This window comes from Halomonas sp. DP3Y7-2, assembly GCF_019800795.1.
Lineage (GTDB): Bacteria > Pseudomonadota > Gammaproteobacteria > Pseudomonadales > Halomonadaceae > Halomonas > Halomonas litopenaei_A.
The window spans coordinates 234825-251665 of record NZ_JAHVKJ010000001.1 but is presented as its reverse complement, the minus strand read 5'-3'; the positions used below and the strand labels follow the sequence as shown (position 1 = coordinate 251665).

Genomic DNA, 16841 nt, shown 5'->3' with positions numbered 1-16841 from the left:
GCATCGGTGCAGGATGCCTGGTGGTGGAACTACAGCTGCTCAGGTCATCCTATCTATCCTCGTCGTGCCGCTAGGCGTTTGGCTCTCATGATGGAGCGATTTTCTCCGCTCTTAATGCGAAGCGTCTTGATGTTGTTATCGCTGTTTTATTAACAAGCTGTTTTATAACAAATTTTTTTTCCTTCTTGCTGTCAGGCTAAGACGATTGTCTTAGCGTCGGCGTCTTGTCTTTCCTTGTCCCCTCAACTAGTTTCACTCTGATAAATGCAATTCATCTGATCAATTGTCTCAATAATCATTATAAGGAGTCACTTGTGGATGCATCCTCAGTTGCCACGGCGGGGCCATCGCCCTCGACCGAGCCGTCCTCGTTTCTGCATCAAGGCATGCTCCTGCCCTTTATCCTGATCGTCACCTGCTTTGCCGCCTGGGGGCTTGCCGGCAATCTGACAGACCCCTTGGTCTCTGTGTTTGGCTCTGTGTTCTCGATGAGTGCGCTGCAGGCATCGTTGGTGCAATTTGCCTACTACGGTGCCTACTTCGCGCTGGCGATTCCCGCTGCCTGGATCAACTCGCGCCTGGGATACAAGGGCGGCGTGCTGATCGGGCTGTTGCTGGCGGCCACCGGAGGGCTTCTGTTTCTGCCCGCCTCCCAGATGATGACCTATTCGATGTTCCTCGTGGCGCTGTTCACGCTGGCGGCGGGGCTGTCGATTCTCGAGACCTCGGCCAACCCTTATGTCATGGCCATGGGGCCGCGGCACAACGCGACAAGGCGATTGAACTTTGCGCAATCCTTCAACCCGGTGGGGTCCAATCTGGGGGTGCTGCTGGCGGCGCTGTTTATTCTTCCCAACGTCAACCCGGCTACGGCTGAACAGCGTGCCTCACTGACCCGGGATGCCCTGGCGGAGATGCAGTCGGCTGAGCTGCAGGCGGTCATGGGTCCCTACATCACACTGGCCCTGGTGTATGTGGTGATCGCCATTGCCATCGCCATGGTGCGCGTCCCCCCTCACAAGGCCCTGATGGCGGACCAGCCCGGGGAGAAGACGAGACTACCAGGCAGCCGTTTCGGGCGGCTGATTCGTAACCGCCGGTATGCCTTCGGGGTCGTCGCACAGTTCTTCAATGTAGCGGCCCAGACGTGTACCTGGACCTTCACGATTCATTACGTGACCCAGACGCTGGGAGTTAGCGATGGCGTGGCTGGTTATTGGCTGCAGGCGTCGTTGCTGGTGTTTCTGGTGTCGCGCTTTGTCATGGTCGGTGTCATGGGGCGCGTTGATCCACGTCGACTGATGACCTGGATGTGCTCGCTGGGGGTTGTCCTGTGCTTGGTGGCGGTGATCAGCGGCAACCTGCTCGGCGCCGTGGCGATTGTCCTGCTCAGCGCCTGCATTTCTCTGCTGTTCCCGACCATCTACGGGATTTCTCTGGAAGGGCTGGGGCAGGACACCAAGTACGGCGCGGCGGGACTGGTGATGGCCATCGTAGGGGGAGCCTTGATGCCTTTGCTGCAGGGCTGGTTGATCGACATCACCTCCGCCCAGACCAGCTATGTGGTCGTGGCGGCGTGCTTTGCAGTTATCGTCGCATTCGGCATCTACGTGCAGCGTCACCCCCGCGATAAGGAGGCCAGTGAAGGCGACCTGGCTTAGGACCTGACTCAGGAGTTGGCATGGTACTTGGCTTAGCTCTTGGCTTAGTACTTGACTTAGTACTTGGCACAGCGCGCCGCGCTGACTTCACCAGTGGCGCGCAGGTCTGTTCCAAGGCTCTACATTGCTAGAGCGCTACAGTGTCAATGCAGTACGTCGCCAGTGAAGCAGATCGTCAGTGAAGCACATCATCAGTGCAGGGAGTTAAGGCGTGTTTGCTCAGGCGCTGTGGGTGGTGTCGTGTAAGACAACAGCCACCTGTGCGAGATGGGTCTGCATGGCGGCATGGGCGCTTCTCGGATCGCCGGCGACCACGGCATTAAGAATGGCGAGGTGTTCCTGATGGGTAATCGCCAGCCGTCCGCTCAGGTGGATCGATTGCCACAGGCGCATCCTCAGCGTGGGTCGAGAGAGTGCCTCGAGCAAGGCGATCAACACGGGGTTGCGGGAAATCCTTGCCAGGGTCAGGTGGAACTCCAGATCAGCGGCCATCGCCGCCTCGTGGTCGAGCTCGCGGATGGCGGGTTCCGCCTTGGCCAGCACCGCATGCAAGGAGGCAATGTCCGCGTCTGTTCGGCGTTCAGCCGCGACCGCTGCGGCTTCGACTTCAAGGGCCTGGCGCACGCCGTGAAGGTCGCGGGAGGAGGTGCCGGCCTGGATGCCTGCCCAAAACTCCAGGGGCTTCAGCAGTAGTCCGGGATCGAGCGATGTGACGGTGGTGCCGGATCCCTGGCGGGTTTCGAGGATGCCCATCGCGACCAATGCCCTGACGCCTTCGCGCAGCGAGCTGCGCGATACACCAAAGCGGGACGCCAGGCTTGACTCGACAGGCAGGCGATCGCCGGAGGTGATCTCGCCACACACGATCATCTCCTGAATGCCCTGAACCACCACTTCATATTGGGAGGGGCGGCGCTGGTCGCTGCCGGGCGATGGAGGTGACGTCATGGTGCAGGTCTCCGGCTCGGTAGAGGGGGGAACCCGACCAGTCTAGCGGAAAGTCCAGAGCGCTTAATACATCTGATGAATCAGGAGCTCATATATGCCGATCCTCACCCACGCCAGAGCCGCAGAGCTGCGCGCCCCTGTCTTCGCCGGCTGGTGGCCTGGCGCAGGCATTGACGGTACGTCCGCCTGGGTGGCCGCAACATGATCAAGGGGCCGCTACTGCATCCGCCGCTATTACATGCTCTTGCGTCAGCGGGCCACGGCGCCAGGGTGCTGGTGGCCGATGCGCTCTATCCGCACTCGACTGGGGCCCCGCCATCAGCGAGCCGGGTCTACCTCAACCTGTGCGAGGGCATGGTGCCAGCGTTGTCCGTCATGGAGGCGCTGGCCCAGGCGGTGTTTATAGAACGCGTCACCTACATGGCCAACGCCGAGGGCGCCGCCGCAGAGTGCGTGCTCGAGTGCCAGCAGCGGCTGGCCGGACACCGTCATGGCGGAGGTCAGCAGCTTGACTGGTCGGGCCTGGATCGCTGGGCCTTCTATGACGCCTGCCAACGCCCCGATGTGTGCCTGGTGGTCGCCACCGGCGAGTGCCGCCCCTATTCCAACTTTCTACTGACGATAGGTGTCCCGTGATGATCGATACCCACCTTCACGTCTGGGACACCGAGGTGGTGCGGATTCCCTGGCTCGCCGCTGCGGGCCTGCCCCCCATGGCGGCGATTCCTGATGGCCAGGACCGTCGCTACGTGCTGGTCGAGGCCGACGCCCACGATCCCGCCGAGGAAGCCAACTGGCTGATCGCGCTGGCCGAGCGTGACCCTCGGGTACACGGTGTGGTCGCCAGCGTCGCGTTGGAGCTGCCTCGGGCCGAGCGGGCGTTGGCGAATCTGGCCGAGGTGCCTCAGGTGGTCGGCGTCAGGCGTCTGCTGCAGGACCAGGAGCTGTTTGACTCGACCTCCCTGGTCGACGGCCTGAAGCGTTTGGCCGGCTGGGGCCTGCCCTTCGATGCCTGTGTCAGGGACCACGAGCTGCCGCGACTTCTGGCGTTGCTCGAGCGGGTGCCAGAGTTGACGGTGGTGCTCGACCATATGGGCAAGCCGAACCCGCGTGACGGCGTCGCCCGTGACGCCTGGCAGCGCAATCTGGCGCGCCTGGCCGAACTCGACCGGGTTCACTGCAAGCTATCCGGGCTGCCGGCAGAGTGTCACGGCATCGATGAGTTGGAGCGTCATGCACCGGACATGATCGACCTGGCGCTTGAGACCTTCGGCGCCGAGCGCTGCCTGGTCGGTAGCGACAGCCCCGTGAGCCAGGATCCTGAGGACTGGTGCGAGCGGGTGCTGGCGCAGGTGCCCGCGGAAAAGCGTCAGGCCGTTGCCGAGGACAACGCCTTGAACATCTACCACAGGAGGGATACCGGATGACGACATCGCCGATCGCCAGCCGTCTGCCGCCCAAGCTGCGCCGTGCCTTCGAAGGCCTAGGTGTTGGTGCGGCGCAGTTCGGCAACATGGGCAAGGTGACATCCGCAGAGGACTGCCTTGCCGCAGTGGACTGCGCCTGGGAGCTGGGGCTCAGGTTCTACGATACGGCCCCTCACTACGGACTTGGGCTATCCGAGCGACGACTGGGACAGGCCCTCAAGGGACGCTCGCCGGATGACGTCGTCATTTCCACCAAGGTGGGGCGGCTGCTGGAGCCTAACCCTGCTCCGCGGGGCAGCGATGAGGCTAACGGCTTCCTGGTGGCCGATGAGCTGATCCGTCGGTGCGACTATACCGCCGAGGGCGTCCGCCAGAGCCTGGAGGCCTCGCTTGCGCGCCTCGATATGGCGTCGGTGGACGTCCTCTGGATCCATGATCCGGAAGAGCCCACGGATCGCTTCGAGGAGGCCTTGGAGGGAGCGGTCCCTGAGCTTGAACGTCTGCGTGAGCAGGGCAAGATCGCTGCCTGGGGAGTAGGCTCCAAGGATGCCGGCATGCTCAAGCGCTTCGTTGATCAGGCCAGGCCCGACCTGATCATGCTGGCCGGGCGCTATACCTTGCTGGAGCAGGAGCAGGCAGGACTGATGGACGCCTGCCTGGAGCGCCAGGTGGGCGTCGTGGCGGTTGGTGTGTTCAATTCGGGCCTGCTGGCACGTGATGAGCCTCCCGCCGATGCCTGGTACGAGTACGGGCCGGCGCCGGAGGCCATGCTCCAGCGTGCCCGCGATCTTGCCGCGGTGGCTCGCGCCCATGGTGTCAGCCTGCCAGCGGCGGCGCTGGCCTTCCCGTGGCGTCACCCTGCCGTGGTCAATGTCATGGCGGGGATGCGCTCGCCGGAGCAGGTAAAGCGAAATCATGGGCTATCCGTGCGGTCGATTCCCGAGGCCTTCTGGAGCGAGTTACGTGAGCGGGACCTGCTGATGGCAGAGAGATAGGACGGATGCATTGAGTTGTCGTCTGTCTCGAGCAGCAAATGCCCCTGTCTGTGCAAAAACTGCCCGTCCGAAGGCTAAAGAGTGCACTTTGCCAGCCGATAATGACTATATTAGGTAATGCGCACCGCTTACCTTTTTCTGGGCAGGGCACATGGCTAAGGATCGACGAGGAGACATGGGCCCAAGGTCGCTGTCGCAGGCAGGTGGCGGCGGCACTGTGACGCGCCACCCGTCGGTGGTGGCGGGGCTGGTATTGGACCGGGCGCCGGTCGGTATGGCACTGATTGACGCCAACGACAGGCTGGTGTGGGTCAACACGGCCCTGACGGTGCTGGCATGCCCCACCGGCGGCGAGCTGATCGGGCGTAATCTCAACGAGTTGTTTCGCCCCTTCGTCAACCTGCTGGGAGAGCGTGGCAGTTATCACACCCTGTCACCCGGTGAGGAATGGCAGCAGGCCTGGCTGCTGGTAGATGACAGCGCCAATGCTCGCCTGGGCCTGATGTCCTGTGTTTCCTTCGATCGCGACGCGGGCGAGGCGGACTCGTTGGCAGAGCCGCTAATGTGGCTGGTCACCTTTATCGACCTCAACGCTGACGCCGAGTCGGTGCTCGAGCGCCGCCATGCGGATATCGGCAGCGTGGCCAGCGCCTGGATCTTCGAAGATCGTTTGTCCCACGCCTTCGAACGTGCCGACCGGCTGGGCCAGCGCCTTGGGGTCATGCTGGTCGAGCTGCATGGTATTTCACGTTTGATGGTGGAGCATGGCGCCGAGGTGGCGTCACGTGTGTCACGCCGCGCAGGGCGCCGCCTGGTCAACACCCTGCGACGCGAAGACAGTGTGGTGCAGCTCGACCGGGAGCGCTGGGGCATCCTGCTGGAGCATCCGATGTCCCCCGAGACCCTCCAGGTGATCGCCGATCGCTGCCTGGAGGCGCTGGAACCCCCGTTTACCCTGTCCGGCTACTCGCCTGCGCTGATCGAGCCGCGCATCGGTATTGCGCTATGCCCTGAGGATGGGGAAGAGGCGGGCGAGCTGCTGGCCCATGCGGAAAAGGCGCTGGAAGAGGCGCCGCTGGGCAGCTTTGCCTTCTATGACGGCAGCCTTCAGCAGTTGATGGAAATCCAGCAGTGCTTCCGTCAGGAGCTGCAGGAAGCGCTGATGTTTCCCGACCAGCAGCTGTACCTGGTGTTTCAACCCCAGTTCGATCTGTCCTCGCGACATTGCTGCGGGCTCGAGGCGCTAGTGCGCTGGCGCCATCCCCGCCGCGGGGATATCGCCCCGGAGGAGTTTCTGGGGCTGGCGGCGGAGATGCAGCTGATCGATCGGCTGGACCGTTGGGTGTTGAAGGAAGTCGTGGCCCAGCGCCGGCGTTGGCGCGAAGCGGGGCTGGCGCTGGGGGACTGGGATGTGGCGGTCAACATTCATCCCTGCCTGCTCGATCAGGTCAGCTTTGATGGCCGGGCGCTGGATCTGTATCTCCGTCAGCTGTGCAGTGCAGACAGTGGTGGCGACGAGCGTCTTGACTGGCTGAGCCTGGAGGTCGATGGCACCGGTCTGTTCGAGGTGGGCTACCGCCAGTCACACCTGCTGCGGCGGCTGGTGGCGCTGGGCATACGACTGGGGGTGGACCGGCTGGGCCAGTCCCCGGTGGACCTGTTCGGCATGGCCTCGCTGCCGGTCTCCCTCGGTAAATTGGGGCCCGATACCCTGCGCGCGCTGGCCGAACCCTCATCGAGTGCACGCCAGAGCGTCGCGGCGCTGATTCGCTGCTTCGAGACCCTGGAGTTCACCGCGGTGGCCGTCGGGGTCGAGACCGCCAGCCAGCTCGAGACGGTGCGAGCGCTGGGGCTGATGCGGGCTCAGGGGCATTTGCTGGGGGCGCCGTTGGACGCTCACGCCTTGCTGGCATGGGTGGCGGCGGGAGCGAGGCCGGCGGCACCGCTGTAGTCATACGGCCACTGCCCGGCTGTCGGTGCTGGCTGGGCAGCCGCAGTGTGGGTAACTGCAGTATGGGTAACCGCGGTGTGAGTCACTGACGTGTGGAAAACAGCAGAACTGGCGGAGAGTTGCCGCGGCTCAGGCCGAGACGTTCAGGCGCGAGGGTTGCAGGCGGGTACGCCCGTCTGGCCGATAAACGCTGGCGTTGGCGATGCGGTGAATCTCGTCAAGCATCTGTTGGTTGTGCTGCATACGCAGGCCGAGCAATTCCCCGCAGCGCAGGTTGGCGCGGGAGACGTCCCTGGCCATCGCCATGGTGGAGTCCCACTGCGCGATACAACCTGCATCCATGGCGGCCTGGCGCGCGCCCTCGCGGTCGTCGGCGTAGCCCAGGCGGCACTGCACCTGGCGACGTCGCGCCTCGGTCTCGGCAAGTTGCTGCTGAATCTCCGACTTGCGCGTGGCCAATCCTACCAGGGCCTCGGTGTCGACCTGGCCTTGCACCAGGCACTCCTGCTCCTGCTGCAGCAGTCCCAGCAGATCGCTCAGGCGGGTGTGTTGCTGATCCAGCAGGCGGGTGAGGCTCATGACGGATCGCGTCCGTTGCCGGCCGCCGGCTCGTCCAGCATGCTGCGAATACTGTCGATCAGCCCGTCGGCGATCCGCTCCGGATTGATCTCCAGGCGACCTTCACGAATGGCGTCGCGAATCTCTTCTACCCGTGCCATGTCGATGTCCTGGCTGGCATCGGCCGCCGGACGGCTGAGGTGGGTCTGGGCGCCGGCTTCCGCCGATGACGAGGTGCCAGCGGGCGTCGGTTTTTCGCTCTGCTGAGGCCCTTCGCTCTGGGCGGGGCGGGTCAGCGGCTGTTGCGAATCGATTTTCACGGGCATGGCCTCACAAGATTGGCGCTAGAAGCAGGCGCGGCTGACGTGCCTGACTCGGTAACTAGAAAGGGTATCGGCAGCGCTGCGCCAAACTTTAGGCCAGCAGGGTCTGGATGACCAGTGGTGGGCGCTGCAAGCATGAAGGCAAGCGGCTAAAAGGCCACGGCCAAGCGTCCGCGATCGACCACCCTGGCCTCGAGCACCTGGCGCCGATCCACCCTGACGCGCACCCTGTCCCCCATTCCCCCTGCCTCCAGGGCTTCGCCCTGGCGGCTAATGCGAAAGCCGCGTCCGCTGGCTTCCACCGCGACCTGTTCGCCTCGTCTGACGAGTTTCGGAGCGCTGAGCTGGTGGCTGGCCAGGGCCTGCCCCTGTCGGATGCCGCGCCGGGCGACCTGGCCGATGGCGCTGGCAGGGTCGCTCAATGCCTGGGAGGACAGCCGGGCCAGGTCGACCCGCTCACGGCTCAGCATGTCGTCGCTCAGGCGCTCTCCGGGGGCAATGTCGCGAGCCGCCACCAGCTGCCAACCCATGCGGGTGATGTCAGCCTGCAGATAGCGCGTGCGGTGCGACTCCCCGGCGCAGCGCAGCCCTACCGATACCCGTCCGGCCAGGCGCGTACCAGCGCGAGGCAGAAAGGGCTCTGCTGCCTGGCAGTCCGTCAGGTTTGCCGCCGGTGTAAAGACCTCGATCTGCAGGTCTTGTGGCGAGGCGCCGTCGGCCAGCGCCTGTTCGAACAGAAACCCCTCGACCCGATCAAGCAACGCGGTGTGCTGCGGTTCATCCGCGGCCTGTGCTGTGCAGGCAATGGTCAGCAGGGACGTGGCCAGCAGGAAAATGACCAGCAGCAGTCGCGCCAGCGGCGCAAGGCTTGAGCGTCGCTGCGGGTCCAGCAAGGAAAGGGTCTCTAGGCGCTGCGAACGCTGTGGCATGGCGGGTACCTGTCGCCTAAATCATGGCCTGGGATGGCGTATGGCACACCAGTCTAGCCTTGGCGCGGCGCCGGTATGGATCGAAATGGGCACGCTTATGACGGCTGTTCACGGCTTTGTGCTGACACCGGGCTGGGTATTCTTCATCGTCGAAACCTTTGTCTTTGTTCCCTGCCTACGGAGCGCACTGGGATGATCGATCAGCTCGAAGCCTCTCTGGCCTTTCATCAGCAGGCCTTGTCGCTGCGACAGGAGCGCCAGAAGGTGCTGGCCAGCAATATCGCCAATGCGGATACCCCTGGCTACAAGGCCCGCGACATGGATTTCGCCCAGGCGCTGGAATCCGCTACCCGCGGCATGTCCCAGCCGGGGCTGGCGCTGTCGCGGACCTCTGGCCATCACCTGTCGGGGCACGGCAGCGCGCTGTCCCTGGGCGGCAGTGAACTCAAGTATCGCGTGCCGGAACAGGCAAGCCTCGATGGCAACACCGTGGACATGGATCGTGAGCGGGCGGCGTTTACCGACAACTCGGTGCGCTATCAGGCTGCGCTGACCATCCTCAACAGCCGCATCCAGGGCCTCAAGCAGGCCATGCAGCCAGAGCAATAAGCCCAGGCCACCATTTATTCCACGCAGGGAGAGCGCTCCATGTCGATGTTCGCGATCTTTGATATTTCTGCCTCGGCGATGACCGCCCAGGCTCAGCGCATGAACGTCACCGCCAGCAATATGGCCAACGCCGACAGCGTGGCCGGCCCCGATGGCGAGGCCTACCGAGCGCGTCAGGCGGTGTTTGAATCGCGCGCCGCCAGCGACGGCATCGGCGGTGTGGCGGTGCGCGAGGTGGTCGAGGATCCCTCTCCGCTGCGTCAGGAGTACCGCCCCGAGCACCCGCTGGCGGACGATGCCGGCTACGTGTCGATGCCCAACGTCGACCCGGTGGGCGAGATGGTCAACATGATCTCCGCCTCCCGCTCCTATCAAGCCAACGTCGAGGTCATGAACACCAGCAAGCAGCTGATGCTCAAGACGCTGACCCTGGGCGAGGGCTGAGCCGATGGCCACTACTATTGATCCCAGCGTCTATAACGCCGTCAATGCCGCGACCGCTCAGGCCAGCTCCAAGCAGGCCTCCGATGAGCTCGGCGACAACTTCATGACGATGCTGGTGACGCAGCTGCAGAACCAGGATCCACTCAACCCCATGGACAACAGCGAGATGACCTCGCAGCTGGCTCAGATCAATACCGTATCCGGCATCGAGGATCTCAACGAGACCATGTCGTCGATCACTGGCCAGATCAATGCCGGCCAGGCGCTGCAGGCGACGTCGCTGATCGGCAAGGGCGTGCTGGTGCCCGGAGATCGCATCGTCATGGCCCACAACGACGATGGCACTCCGGTCTCCACGCCCTTTGGTGTCGAGCTGGATAGCCCCGCGGCCGAGGTCAAGGTGACCATCACCAACGAGTCCGGCGAAGTCATCAACAGCTACAACCTGGGCCCGGCGTCGGCGGGGAGCGAGTCGTTCCAGTGGGATGGCATGACCGCGGAGGGTGTGGCCGCCCCTGAAGGTGCCTATCGCGTCAGCATCGATGCCACCGGTGTCGAGGGTGAGGCGCTGTCGGTCACCGCCTTGAACTATGCCCAGGTGGGGGGTGTGTCCCCGGCCACGGACAGCGGCCAGGTCATGCTCGACCTTGGCGCGGTCTACGGCCAGGTGGCGCTCAATGATATTCGCCAGATTCTGTAGGGCGAGACGAGAGGTCGCTGGCGACGTCCAGGCTGTGCCGACGAGGCTGCCGTGCGCCGCTGAAGGTCGAGAACATGATCGTCGAGTCATCGACGCAGGGAACTATCTAAGGAGTGTGACATGGGCTTTTCACAAGCGCTTAGCGGCCTGAATGCCGCCGCCGACAGCCTGGATGTGCTGGGCAACAACATCGCCAACTCGCAGACCGTGGGCTACAAGAGCGGCAGCGCCCAGTTCGCCGACGTCTTCGCCAATTCCCAGATCGGCCTGGGCACCAAGGTCTCCACGGTGCTGCAGGACTTCAGCGGCGGCAACCTGGAATCCACCAATCGTCCCCTGGACCTGGGCATCAGCGGCGATGGCTTCTTCCGCATGGAGCAGAACGGCCAGGTGGTGTACAGCCGCAATGGCCAGCTGACGATGACCCCGGATGGCTACCTGCAGAACGCCCAGGGCGCCCGCATCATGGGCTACGGCGTCAACGCTGCCGGTCAGGTGCAGGTCGGCGGTCAGCCCGAAGTGCTGCAGGTTGAGGCCGACGAGATGCCGGCCAGCGCCACCACCGAGGTGGCCACCACCTTCAATCTGGACTCGCGCAAGGAAGTGGGCGTCGACACCAACAGCGTGACTCTGGCCGGGTCTGGTGGCGCCACCAACGTGCAGGTGGATTATCACTACTCCAACAACTTCACCGCCTACGACTCCCTCGGCAACCCGCGCAACGTGACGGTCTACTACGAGAAGACCGGGCCGAATACCTGGACGGGCACCATGGCGATGGACGGCAAGGTGCTGATGGATGGGGCGACGCCCAGTGCCCCCCAGACCATGGCCATGGAATTTGATGAAAATGGTCAGCTGACCGCGCCGGCCAACGGCCAGTTTGCGATGTCCTTTGCCTCCGCCGACTACTTCGACGGCGCCGCCACGGACATGGACCTGACCTTCGATATCTCCGGCTCCACCCAGTTCGGTAACAGCGCCAGCACCACGGCACTGAACCAGAACGGCTATACCTCCGGCGCCCTGGTCGGTATCAGCATCCAGGACGACGGCACCGTGGTGCGCAGCTATTCCAACGAGCAGACCCGTCCGGCCGGTCAGATCGCTCTGGCCAACTTCCGTAATCCGGAAGGCCTGTCCCCTGCCGGTGACAACACCTGGGCGGCGACGGACGCCTCTGGCCAGGAGCTGGTAGGCGCACCGGGCACCGGCCTGCTGGGTGGCATCCAGTCCGGCGCCATCGAAACGTCCAACGTCGACATGGCCAAGGAGCTGGTCAGCATGATCGTCACCCAGCGGGCGTATCAGGCCAACTCCCAGACCATCAAGACCCAGGACGAAGTGCTGCAGACCGCCATCAACCTGCGCTGATGATGACCGCCCCGGCCGCTGCCGCAGGCAGTGGCCGCCCAGACGCCCCAGAGGGATAGCCGATGGATCGCATGCTCTACACCGCCATGAGTGGCGCCCGCCAGACCATGGAACAGCAGTCGGTGGTCAGCCACAACCTGGCCAACGCCTCCACCTCCGGGTTTCGGGCCCAGCTGCATGCCATGCGCGCGGTGCCGGTGGAAGGCGAAGCGCGTCTGGACACTCGGGTCTCTACCGCCGCCACCACGCCAGGCACCGACTTCACGCCAGGCGCGATTACCCGCACAGGGCGCACCCTGGACCTGGCCATCGACGGTGACGGCTTTCTGGCCGTGCAGGGCGACGATGGCGGCGAGGCCTACACCCGTCGGGGAGACCTGCAGGTCGATGCCAATGGCCTGCTGACGTCGATGGGGCGTCCGGTGATCGGCGAGGGCGGCCCGATTCAGATCCCGCTGGAGGCCGAGCTGTTTGTCGGCGCCGACGGCACCCTGAGCGCCATCGGCATGGGCCAGGACCCGGACGCCCTGGCGGAAGTGGGTCGACTCAAGCTGGTCGCTCCCGAGCCTGGCGAGCTGGAGCGTGGCGCAGACGGACTGTTCCGTGCGACGGGCGCCAACGGCCAGCCGGCTGAGCTGCCGGCGGCGGAGCAGGTCACGGTGGTCAGCGGAGCCCTGGAAGGCAGCAACGTCAATCCGGTGGAGGCCATGGTCTCGATGATCGATGTGGCGCGCCGCTATGAGCTGCAGACCAAGATGATCTCGAGCGCTGACGAAAACGCCCAGAAGGCCAACGGCCTGCTGTCGCTGAACGGCTGATACCACGGCCCCTGAATACAGGCCGGCGCTGGCAAGGCCCGGCACGAGGAGAGAAGCACCATGATCAAGTCGCTGTGGACGGCCAAGACCGGACTCGAATCGCAGCAGGTCCAGCTGGACGTGATTTCCAACAACCTGGCCAACGTCTCGACCAACGGGTTCAAGCAGTCCCGCGCCGTGTTCGAGGACTTGCTGTACCAGAACATGCGTCAGCCGGGGGCCCAGAACAACGTCCAGGATCGCCTGCCGTCCGGCATGCAGATCGGTTCCGGTGTGCGTCCGGTAGCCACCGAACGGCTGCATACCCAGGGTGGCCTGGAGTCGACCGAGAACTCCCGGGACCTGGCGATCAACGGCAAGGGGTTCTTCCAGGTACTGATGCCTGATGGCACCACCGCCTTTACCCGCGACGGCAGCTTCCAGCTCGACGAGAACGGCCAGATGGTGACCGCCAATGGCTATCCGCTGGAGCCGGCCATCATCATTCCTGACAACGCCCTGTCCGTGGACATCGGCGAGGACGGCATCGTCTCGGTGACCCAGCCCGGCACCAGTGAGTCCGACGAGGTCGGCCAGATCACCATCTCGACCTTCGTCAACGCCACTGGGCTTCAGTCCATCGGCGGCAACCTGTACGTGGAGACCAGCTCCTCGGGGCCGCGCAATGAGCTGATGCCTGGCATGAACGGTGCCGGTCGCTTGCTGCAGGGCTACGTCGAGACGTCCAACGTCAACGTGGTGGAAGAGATGGTCAGCATGATCGAGACCCAGCGCGCCTACGAGATCAATTCCAAGGCGGTGCAGACCAGCGACGAGATGCTGGCGCGCCTGGCGCAGCTATGATCTCGGCCTGTCACTGACACGCCCCTGACCATCAACGTGCTGACACCCTGAATCACGTCCCCTGATAGCGCTGGAGCCGGCCATGTACGCTGACACTCACTCTTCCCTGCGGCAGCCACGTACTGGCGTTGATGGGGGCTCTCATGCGGTGCTGGGGCCAGCGCTGCGCCTGGTGATGCTGGCCCTGGCGCTGGCCGTGCTGGCGCTGTCGGGCTGTGCCCAGATTCCTCATGCCTCGGTGGTCGGCGAGCAGGAGCAGATCGAGATCCCCGATCGCCCGTTGCCGGTGGCCAACGGCTCGATCTTCCAGAAGGCACGGGGCTACCAGCCGCTGTTCGAGGATCGTCGTCCGCGCAGCGTTGGCGACATCCTGACCATCGTGCTGGATGAAGAGGTCAGCGCCAGCAAGAACTCTCGCTCCAACGCTGATCGTGATGGCAGCTCCAGCCTGACCTTCTCCCAGGTGCCGGATGGTCTGGAAGACCTGCTGGACTATGGCTTCGAGATCGACGGTGACTCGGACTTTGCCGGCGGCGGCGGCTCCCAGGCCAACAACTCCTTTACCGGCACCATCACCGTATCGGTGATCGAAGTGATGAACAACGGCAACCTGAGAGTGCGCGGCGAGAAGCAGATCGCCATCAACCAGGGTACCGAGTTCATTCGCTTCGGTGGCGTCGTCAATCCGCGCTTCATCACCACCCAGAACACCGTGCCCTCCACGGCGGTGGCCGATGCCCGTATCGAGTACGTCGGCAATGGCTATATCAACGAGGCCCAGCACATGGGCTGGATGCAGCGCTTCTTCCTGAACGTTTCTCCCTTCTAGGCCTGGCATCATGAGACATCCCGTTTCCCGTCGCCCCATCCTGACCCTCGGCAGTCTGATGCTGGTGCTGCTGATCGGCCTGAGCGCCTGGTCGTCCCTGGCCCGCGCCGAGCAGGTCCGCGACCTGGCCACCTTTGCCGGTGTGCGCGACAACCAGCTGGTGGGGTATGGCCTGGTGGTGGGGCTGGATGGCACCGGCGACCAGACCATGCAGGCGCCGTTCACCGGCCAGAGTCTCAACAACATGCTGTCCCAGCTGGGTATCACGGTGCCGCCGGGGACCAACATGCAGTTGCGCAACGTGGCGGCGGTGATGGTGACCGCCGACCTGCCACCCTTTGCTCAGCCGGGACATCGCCTGGATGTGGTGGTCTCGTCGATCGGTAATGCGCGGAGCCTGCGCGGCGGCAGCCTGCTGATGACCCCGCTGAAGGGGGCCGATGGAGACGTCTACGCGCTGGCCCAGGGCAATCTGCTGATCAACGGCGCCGGCGCGCAGTCCGCCGGTTCCAGTGTGCAGATCAGCCATCAGGCCGCGGGTCGCATCGCCGGTGGTGCGATGGTCGAGCAGACCGTGCCGCTGTCGCTGGGCAGCCGCGACGGGGTGCTCGAACTGCAGCTCAACCAGGCCGACTTCGGCACCGCCGAGCGCATGGTGCAAGCCATCAATGACGAGTTCGACTACCCGGTGGCGTCAGCGCGCAACGGCGGAGTGATAGCGCTGAATGGGCCGACCAACGCCAACTCCCGGGTCAACTTCATGGCCAGGGTCGAGAGTGTGGAGCTGACGCCAATGCCGGCCCGAGCCAGGGTGGTGCTCAATTCACGGACCGGCTCCATCGTGCTCAATGGCAGCGTGACCCTGAAGCGGGCAGCGGTGGCCCATGGCAACCTGTCGATCGTCATCGATACCGCCTTTGGCGTCAGCCAGCCTACGCCCTTCAGCGAGACCGGCAATACCGCGGTCGTGCCGGATTCCGACATCACCATCAACGAGGAGCAGGGCACCCTGCAGATCGTTGAGGGGGCGAGTCTGCTGGACGTGGTGGACGCGCTGAATGCGCTGGGTGCGACCCCCAATGACCTGATGTCGATCCTGGAAGCGCTCAAGGCGGCAGGATCACTCAGAGCGGAGCTGGAGATCATCTGATGGCCATATCCGATCTGTCGTCGAGCCTTCCGCTGGGTTTGTCCGGGTCTGCGCTGGCAGGCTCCAGCCGCGCCACCGGCAGTGTGGGGCAAGCGGGCTTCGCGCTGGACATGCAGGGACTGTCGCGACTGAAAACCAGTGCGCGCCAGCAGGATCCGGCTGCCGCCGCTGAAGCGGCGCGCCAGTTCGAGGCGATGTTCATCAACATGATGATGAAGAGCATGCGCGATGCGGTGCCCAGCAGCGGCCTGACCGAGTCCCGCCAGACCCAGTATTACCAGTCCTTGCTCGACCAGCAGTGGTCGCAGACCATGGCCAGCCGTGGCATCGGCCTGGCGGATCAGCTGCTGCAGCAGCTGCGCGGGCCCCAGCCAAGCAGCGAAGAACAGCGCTCGGAGGTGGAGGCGTTGATCGCCGGGATACCGCGCGGTACCCCGCGTCCGCTGTCCAATGCATTGAGAAGCGACGCTCCGGCCGCTGATGAGGTCGAGATGCCCGCCAGCTTCCTGGATGAACTGGGCGCCGTTACCGCGGGGCTGGATCGGCAGGCAGCGGATGCCCAGATCAGTGGCCGCGAGGCACGCGACACACCGGCCCATGTCCAGGCCTTCCTCGACAAGCTGGCCGCGCCTGCCCAGGCGGCCAGTCAGGCCTCAGGCGTGCCCGCAGAGTTGATTCTGGCGCAGGCGGCCTTGGAAACCGGGTGGGGGCGTCATGAGATCGCCACCGCCGACGGCGGCAACAGCCACAACCTGTTCGGCATCAAGGCCGGTAGTCGCTGGGAGGGCCCCACGACCCGGATCACCACCCACGAGGTGGAGCAGGGGCAGCGCCTGCGCATTCGCGATGATTTCCGTGTCTACGGCTCCTTCGAGGAAGCCTTTACCGACTACGCCCGCTTGATCAGCGACAACCCGCGCTACGCCGCTGTGACCACGGCCCCCGATGCGGAAGCGGCCGCCCACGCGCTGCAGCAGGGGGGCTACGCCACCGACCCGGCCTATGCCGCCAAGCTGATTGCGGTCATGCATACCTTCGGTCCGCTGAGTGATGCTCCCGCGGCGACCCAGGTGGCCGCCGTCGAGCGGGCCAGCGCTGACGCGAGCACCCGCCAGGCCAGCAGCAGCCAGGCCAGCGATAGCAAGGCAAGCGTCAGCCAGGCCAGTGACAGCGGAGACTGGCTGGCACGGGCGGATATTGCGACGAACCCTACCCGCGTCTTCTAGACCCGCAGCACAGCAACGGACGAAATGGTGCTGTCGGCCTCAAGCCTGAAGCGGTT

Annotated in this window: 18 protein-coding genes; 14 read left to right on the top strand and 4 right to left on the bottom strand. The window is 64.5% G+C overall.

The window, feature by feature from the left end:
• Positions 1–314: 314 nt before the first annotated feature.
• Positions 315–1661 (top strand): L-fucose:H+ symporter permease, encoded by a 1347-nt coding sequence (gene fucP / locus KUV45_RS01075; protein ID WP_224851938.1) that lies wholly within the window; start codon positions 315–317, stop codon positions 1659–1661.
• A gap of 219 nt (positions 1662–1880) precedes the next feature.
• On the opposite strand, the gene KUV45_RS01070 is transcribed toward fucP, so the two are convergent.
• Positions 1881–2609 (bottom strand): FadR/GntR family transcriptional regulator, encoded by a 729-nt coding sequence (locus tag KUV45_RS01070; RefSeq protein WP_222162345.1) that lies wholly within the window; start codon positions 2607–2609, stop codon positions 1881–1883.
• Between the two features lie 201 nt (positions 2610–2810).
• Between KUV45_RS01070 and KUV45_RS01065 the strand changes: the two genes are divergently transcribed.
• The 4 genes from KUV45_RS01065 (at position 2811) to KUV45_RS01050 (ending at position 6982) form a co-directional block, all read left to right on the top strand.
• Positions 2811–3245 carry an RbsD/FucU domain-containing protein gene (locus tag KUV45_RS01065; RefSeq protein ID WP_222162346.1) on the top strand — a complete coding sequence of 145 codons (435 nt, stop codon included), beginning with the start codon at positions 2811–2813 and terminating at the stop codon, positions 3243–3245.
• On the top strand, positions 3245–4036 hold the full coding sequence (locus KUV45_RS01060) for an amidohydrolase (RefSeq protein ID WP_222162347.1): 792 nt from the start codon (positions 3245–3247) through the stop codon (positions 4034–4036). Before KUV45_RS01065 ends, KUV45_RS01060 begins: the two co-directional genes overlap by 1 nt.
• Complete coding sequence (locus KUV45_RS01055; protein WP_222162348.1) at positions 4033–5031, top strand: aldo/keto reductase; 999 nt, start codon at positions 4033–4035, stop codon at positions 5029–5031. The genes KUV45_RS01060 and KUV45_RS01055 overlap by 4 nt, the downstream gene beginning before the upstream one ends.
• A 175-nt stretch (positions 5032–5206) precedes the next feature.
• Positions 5207–6982 (top strand): EAL domain-containing protein, encoded by a 1776-nt coding sequence (locus KUV45_RS01050; RefSeq protein ID WP_222162349.1) that lies wholly within the window; start codon positions 5207–5209, stop codon positions 6980–6982.
• A 129-nt stretch (positions 6983–7111) separates the two neighbouring features.
• On the opposite strand, the gene KUV45_RS01045 is transcribed toward KUV45_RS01050, so the two are convergent.
• From KUV45_RS01045 to flgA, 3 genes are all read right to left on the bottom strand, one after another.
• The gene (locus KUV45_RS01045; protein ID WP_222162350.1) at positions 7112–7561 is read right to left on the bottom strand and encodes a flagella synthesis protein FlgN; all 450 of its coding nucleotides are present in this window, start codon (positions 7559–7561) and stop codon (positions 7112–7114) included.
• Complete coding sequence (gene flgM, locus KUV45_RS01040) at positions 7558–7860, bottom strand: flagellar biosynthesis anti-sigma factor FlgM (RefSeq protein ID WP_206941881.1); 303 nt, start codon at positions 7858–7860, stop codon at positions 7558–7560. Before flgM ends, KUV45_RS01045 begins: the two co-directional genes overlap by 4 nt.
• Positions 7861–8012: 152 nt before the next feature.
• Positions 8013–8792 (bottom strand): flagellar basal body P-ring formation chaperone FlgA, encoded by a 780-nt coding sequence (flgA, locus tag KUV45_RS01035; protein ID WP_222162351.1) that lies wholly within the window; start codon positions 8790–8792, stop codon positions 8013–8015.
• Between the two features lie 192 nt (positions 8793–8984).
• Here flgA and flgB point away from each other — a divergent pair, with 192 nt between their 5' ends.
• From flgB to flgJ, 9 genes are all read left to right on the top strand, one after another.
• A complete protein-coding gene (gene flgB, locus KUV45_RS01030) occupies positions 8985–9401 on the top strand; it encodes a flagellar basal body rod protein FlgB (RefSeq protein ID WP_206941875.1) in 417 nt (138 codons plus the stop codon).
• 39 nt (positions 9402–9440) lie between these two features.
• Entirely contained in the window at positions 9441–9845 is a 405-nt protein-coding gene (gene flgC / locus KUV45_RS01025; protein WP_222162352.1) for a flagellar basal body rod protein FlgC, read from the top strand.
• A 4-nt stretch (positions 9846–9849) separates the two neighbouring features.
• Complete coding sequence (gene flgD / locus KUV45_RS01020; RefSeq protein WP_206941871.1) at positions 9850–10545, top strand: flagellar hook assembly protein FlgD; 696 nt, start codon at positions 9850–9852, stop codon at positions 10543–10545.
• Between the two features lie 120 nt (positions 10546–10665).
• The gene (flgE, locus tag KUV45_RS01015; protein WP_222162353.1) at positions 10666–11919 is read left to right on the top strand and encodes a flagellar hook protein FlgE; all 1254 of its coding nucleotides are present in this window, start codon (positions 10666–10668) and stop codon (positions 11917–11919) included.
• A 62-nt stretch (positions 11920–11981) separates the two neighbouring features.
• Positions 11982–12737: a flagellar basal-body rod protein FlgF gene (flgF, locus tag KUV45_RS01010; RefSeq protein WP_206941867.1), complete on the top strand. Its 756-nt coding sequence runs from the start codon at positions 11982–11984 to the stop codon at positions 12735–12737.
• 60 nt (positions 12738–12797) lie between these two features.
• A complete protein-coding gene (flgG, locus tag KUV45_RS01005; RefSeq protein WP_206941865.1) occupies positions 12798–13580 on the top strand; it encodes a flagellar basal-body rod protein FlgG in 783 nt (260 codons plus the stop codon).
• Between the two features lie 175 nt (positions 13581–13755).
• Positions 13756–14409, top strand: a complete 654-nt coding sequence (locus KUV45_RS01000; RefSeq protein ID WP_224851953.1) for a flagellar basal body L-ring protein FlgH — start codon at positions 13756–13758, stop codon at positions 14407–14409.
• 10 nt (positions 14410–14419) lie between these two features.
• Positions 14420–15559, top strand: a complete 1140-nt coding sequence (locus KUV45_RS00995; protein ID WP_261315742.1) for a flagellar basal body P-ring protein FlgI — start codon at positions 14420–14422, stop codon at positions 15557–15559.
• The gene (gene flgJ / locus KUV45_RS00990; protein ID WP_222162355.1) at positions 15559–16785 is read left to right on the top strand and encodes a flagellar assembly peptidoglycan hydrolase FlgJ; all 1227 of its coding nucleotides are present in this window, start codon (positions 15559–15561) and stop codon (positions 16783–16785) included. Before KUV45_RS00995 ends, flgJ begins: the two co-directional genes overlap by 1 nt.
• Positions 16786–16841 lie beyond the last annotated feature (56 nt).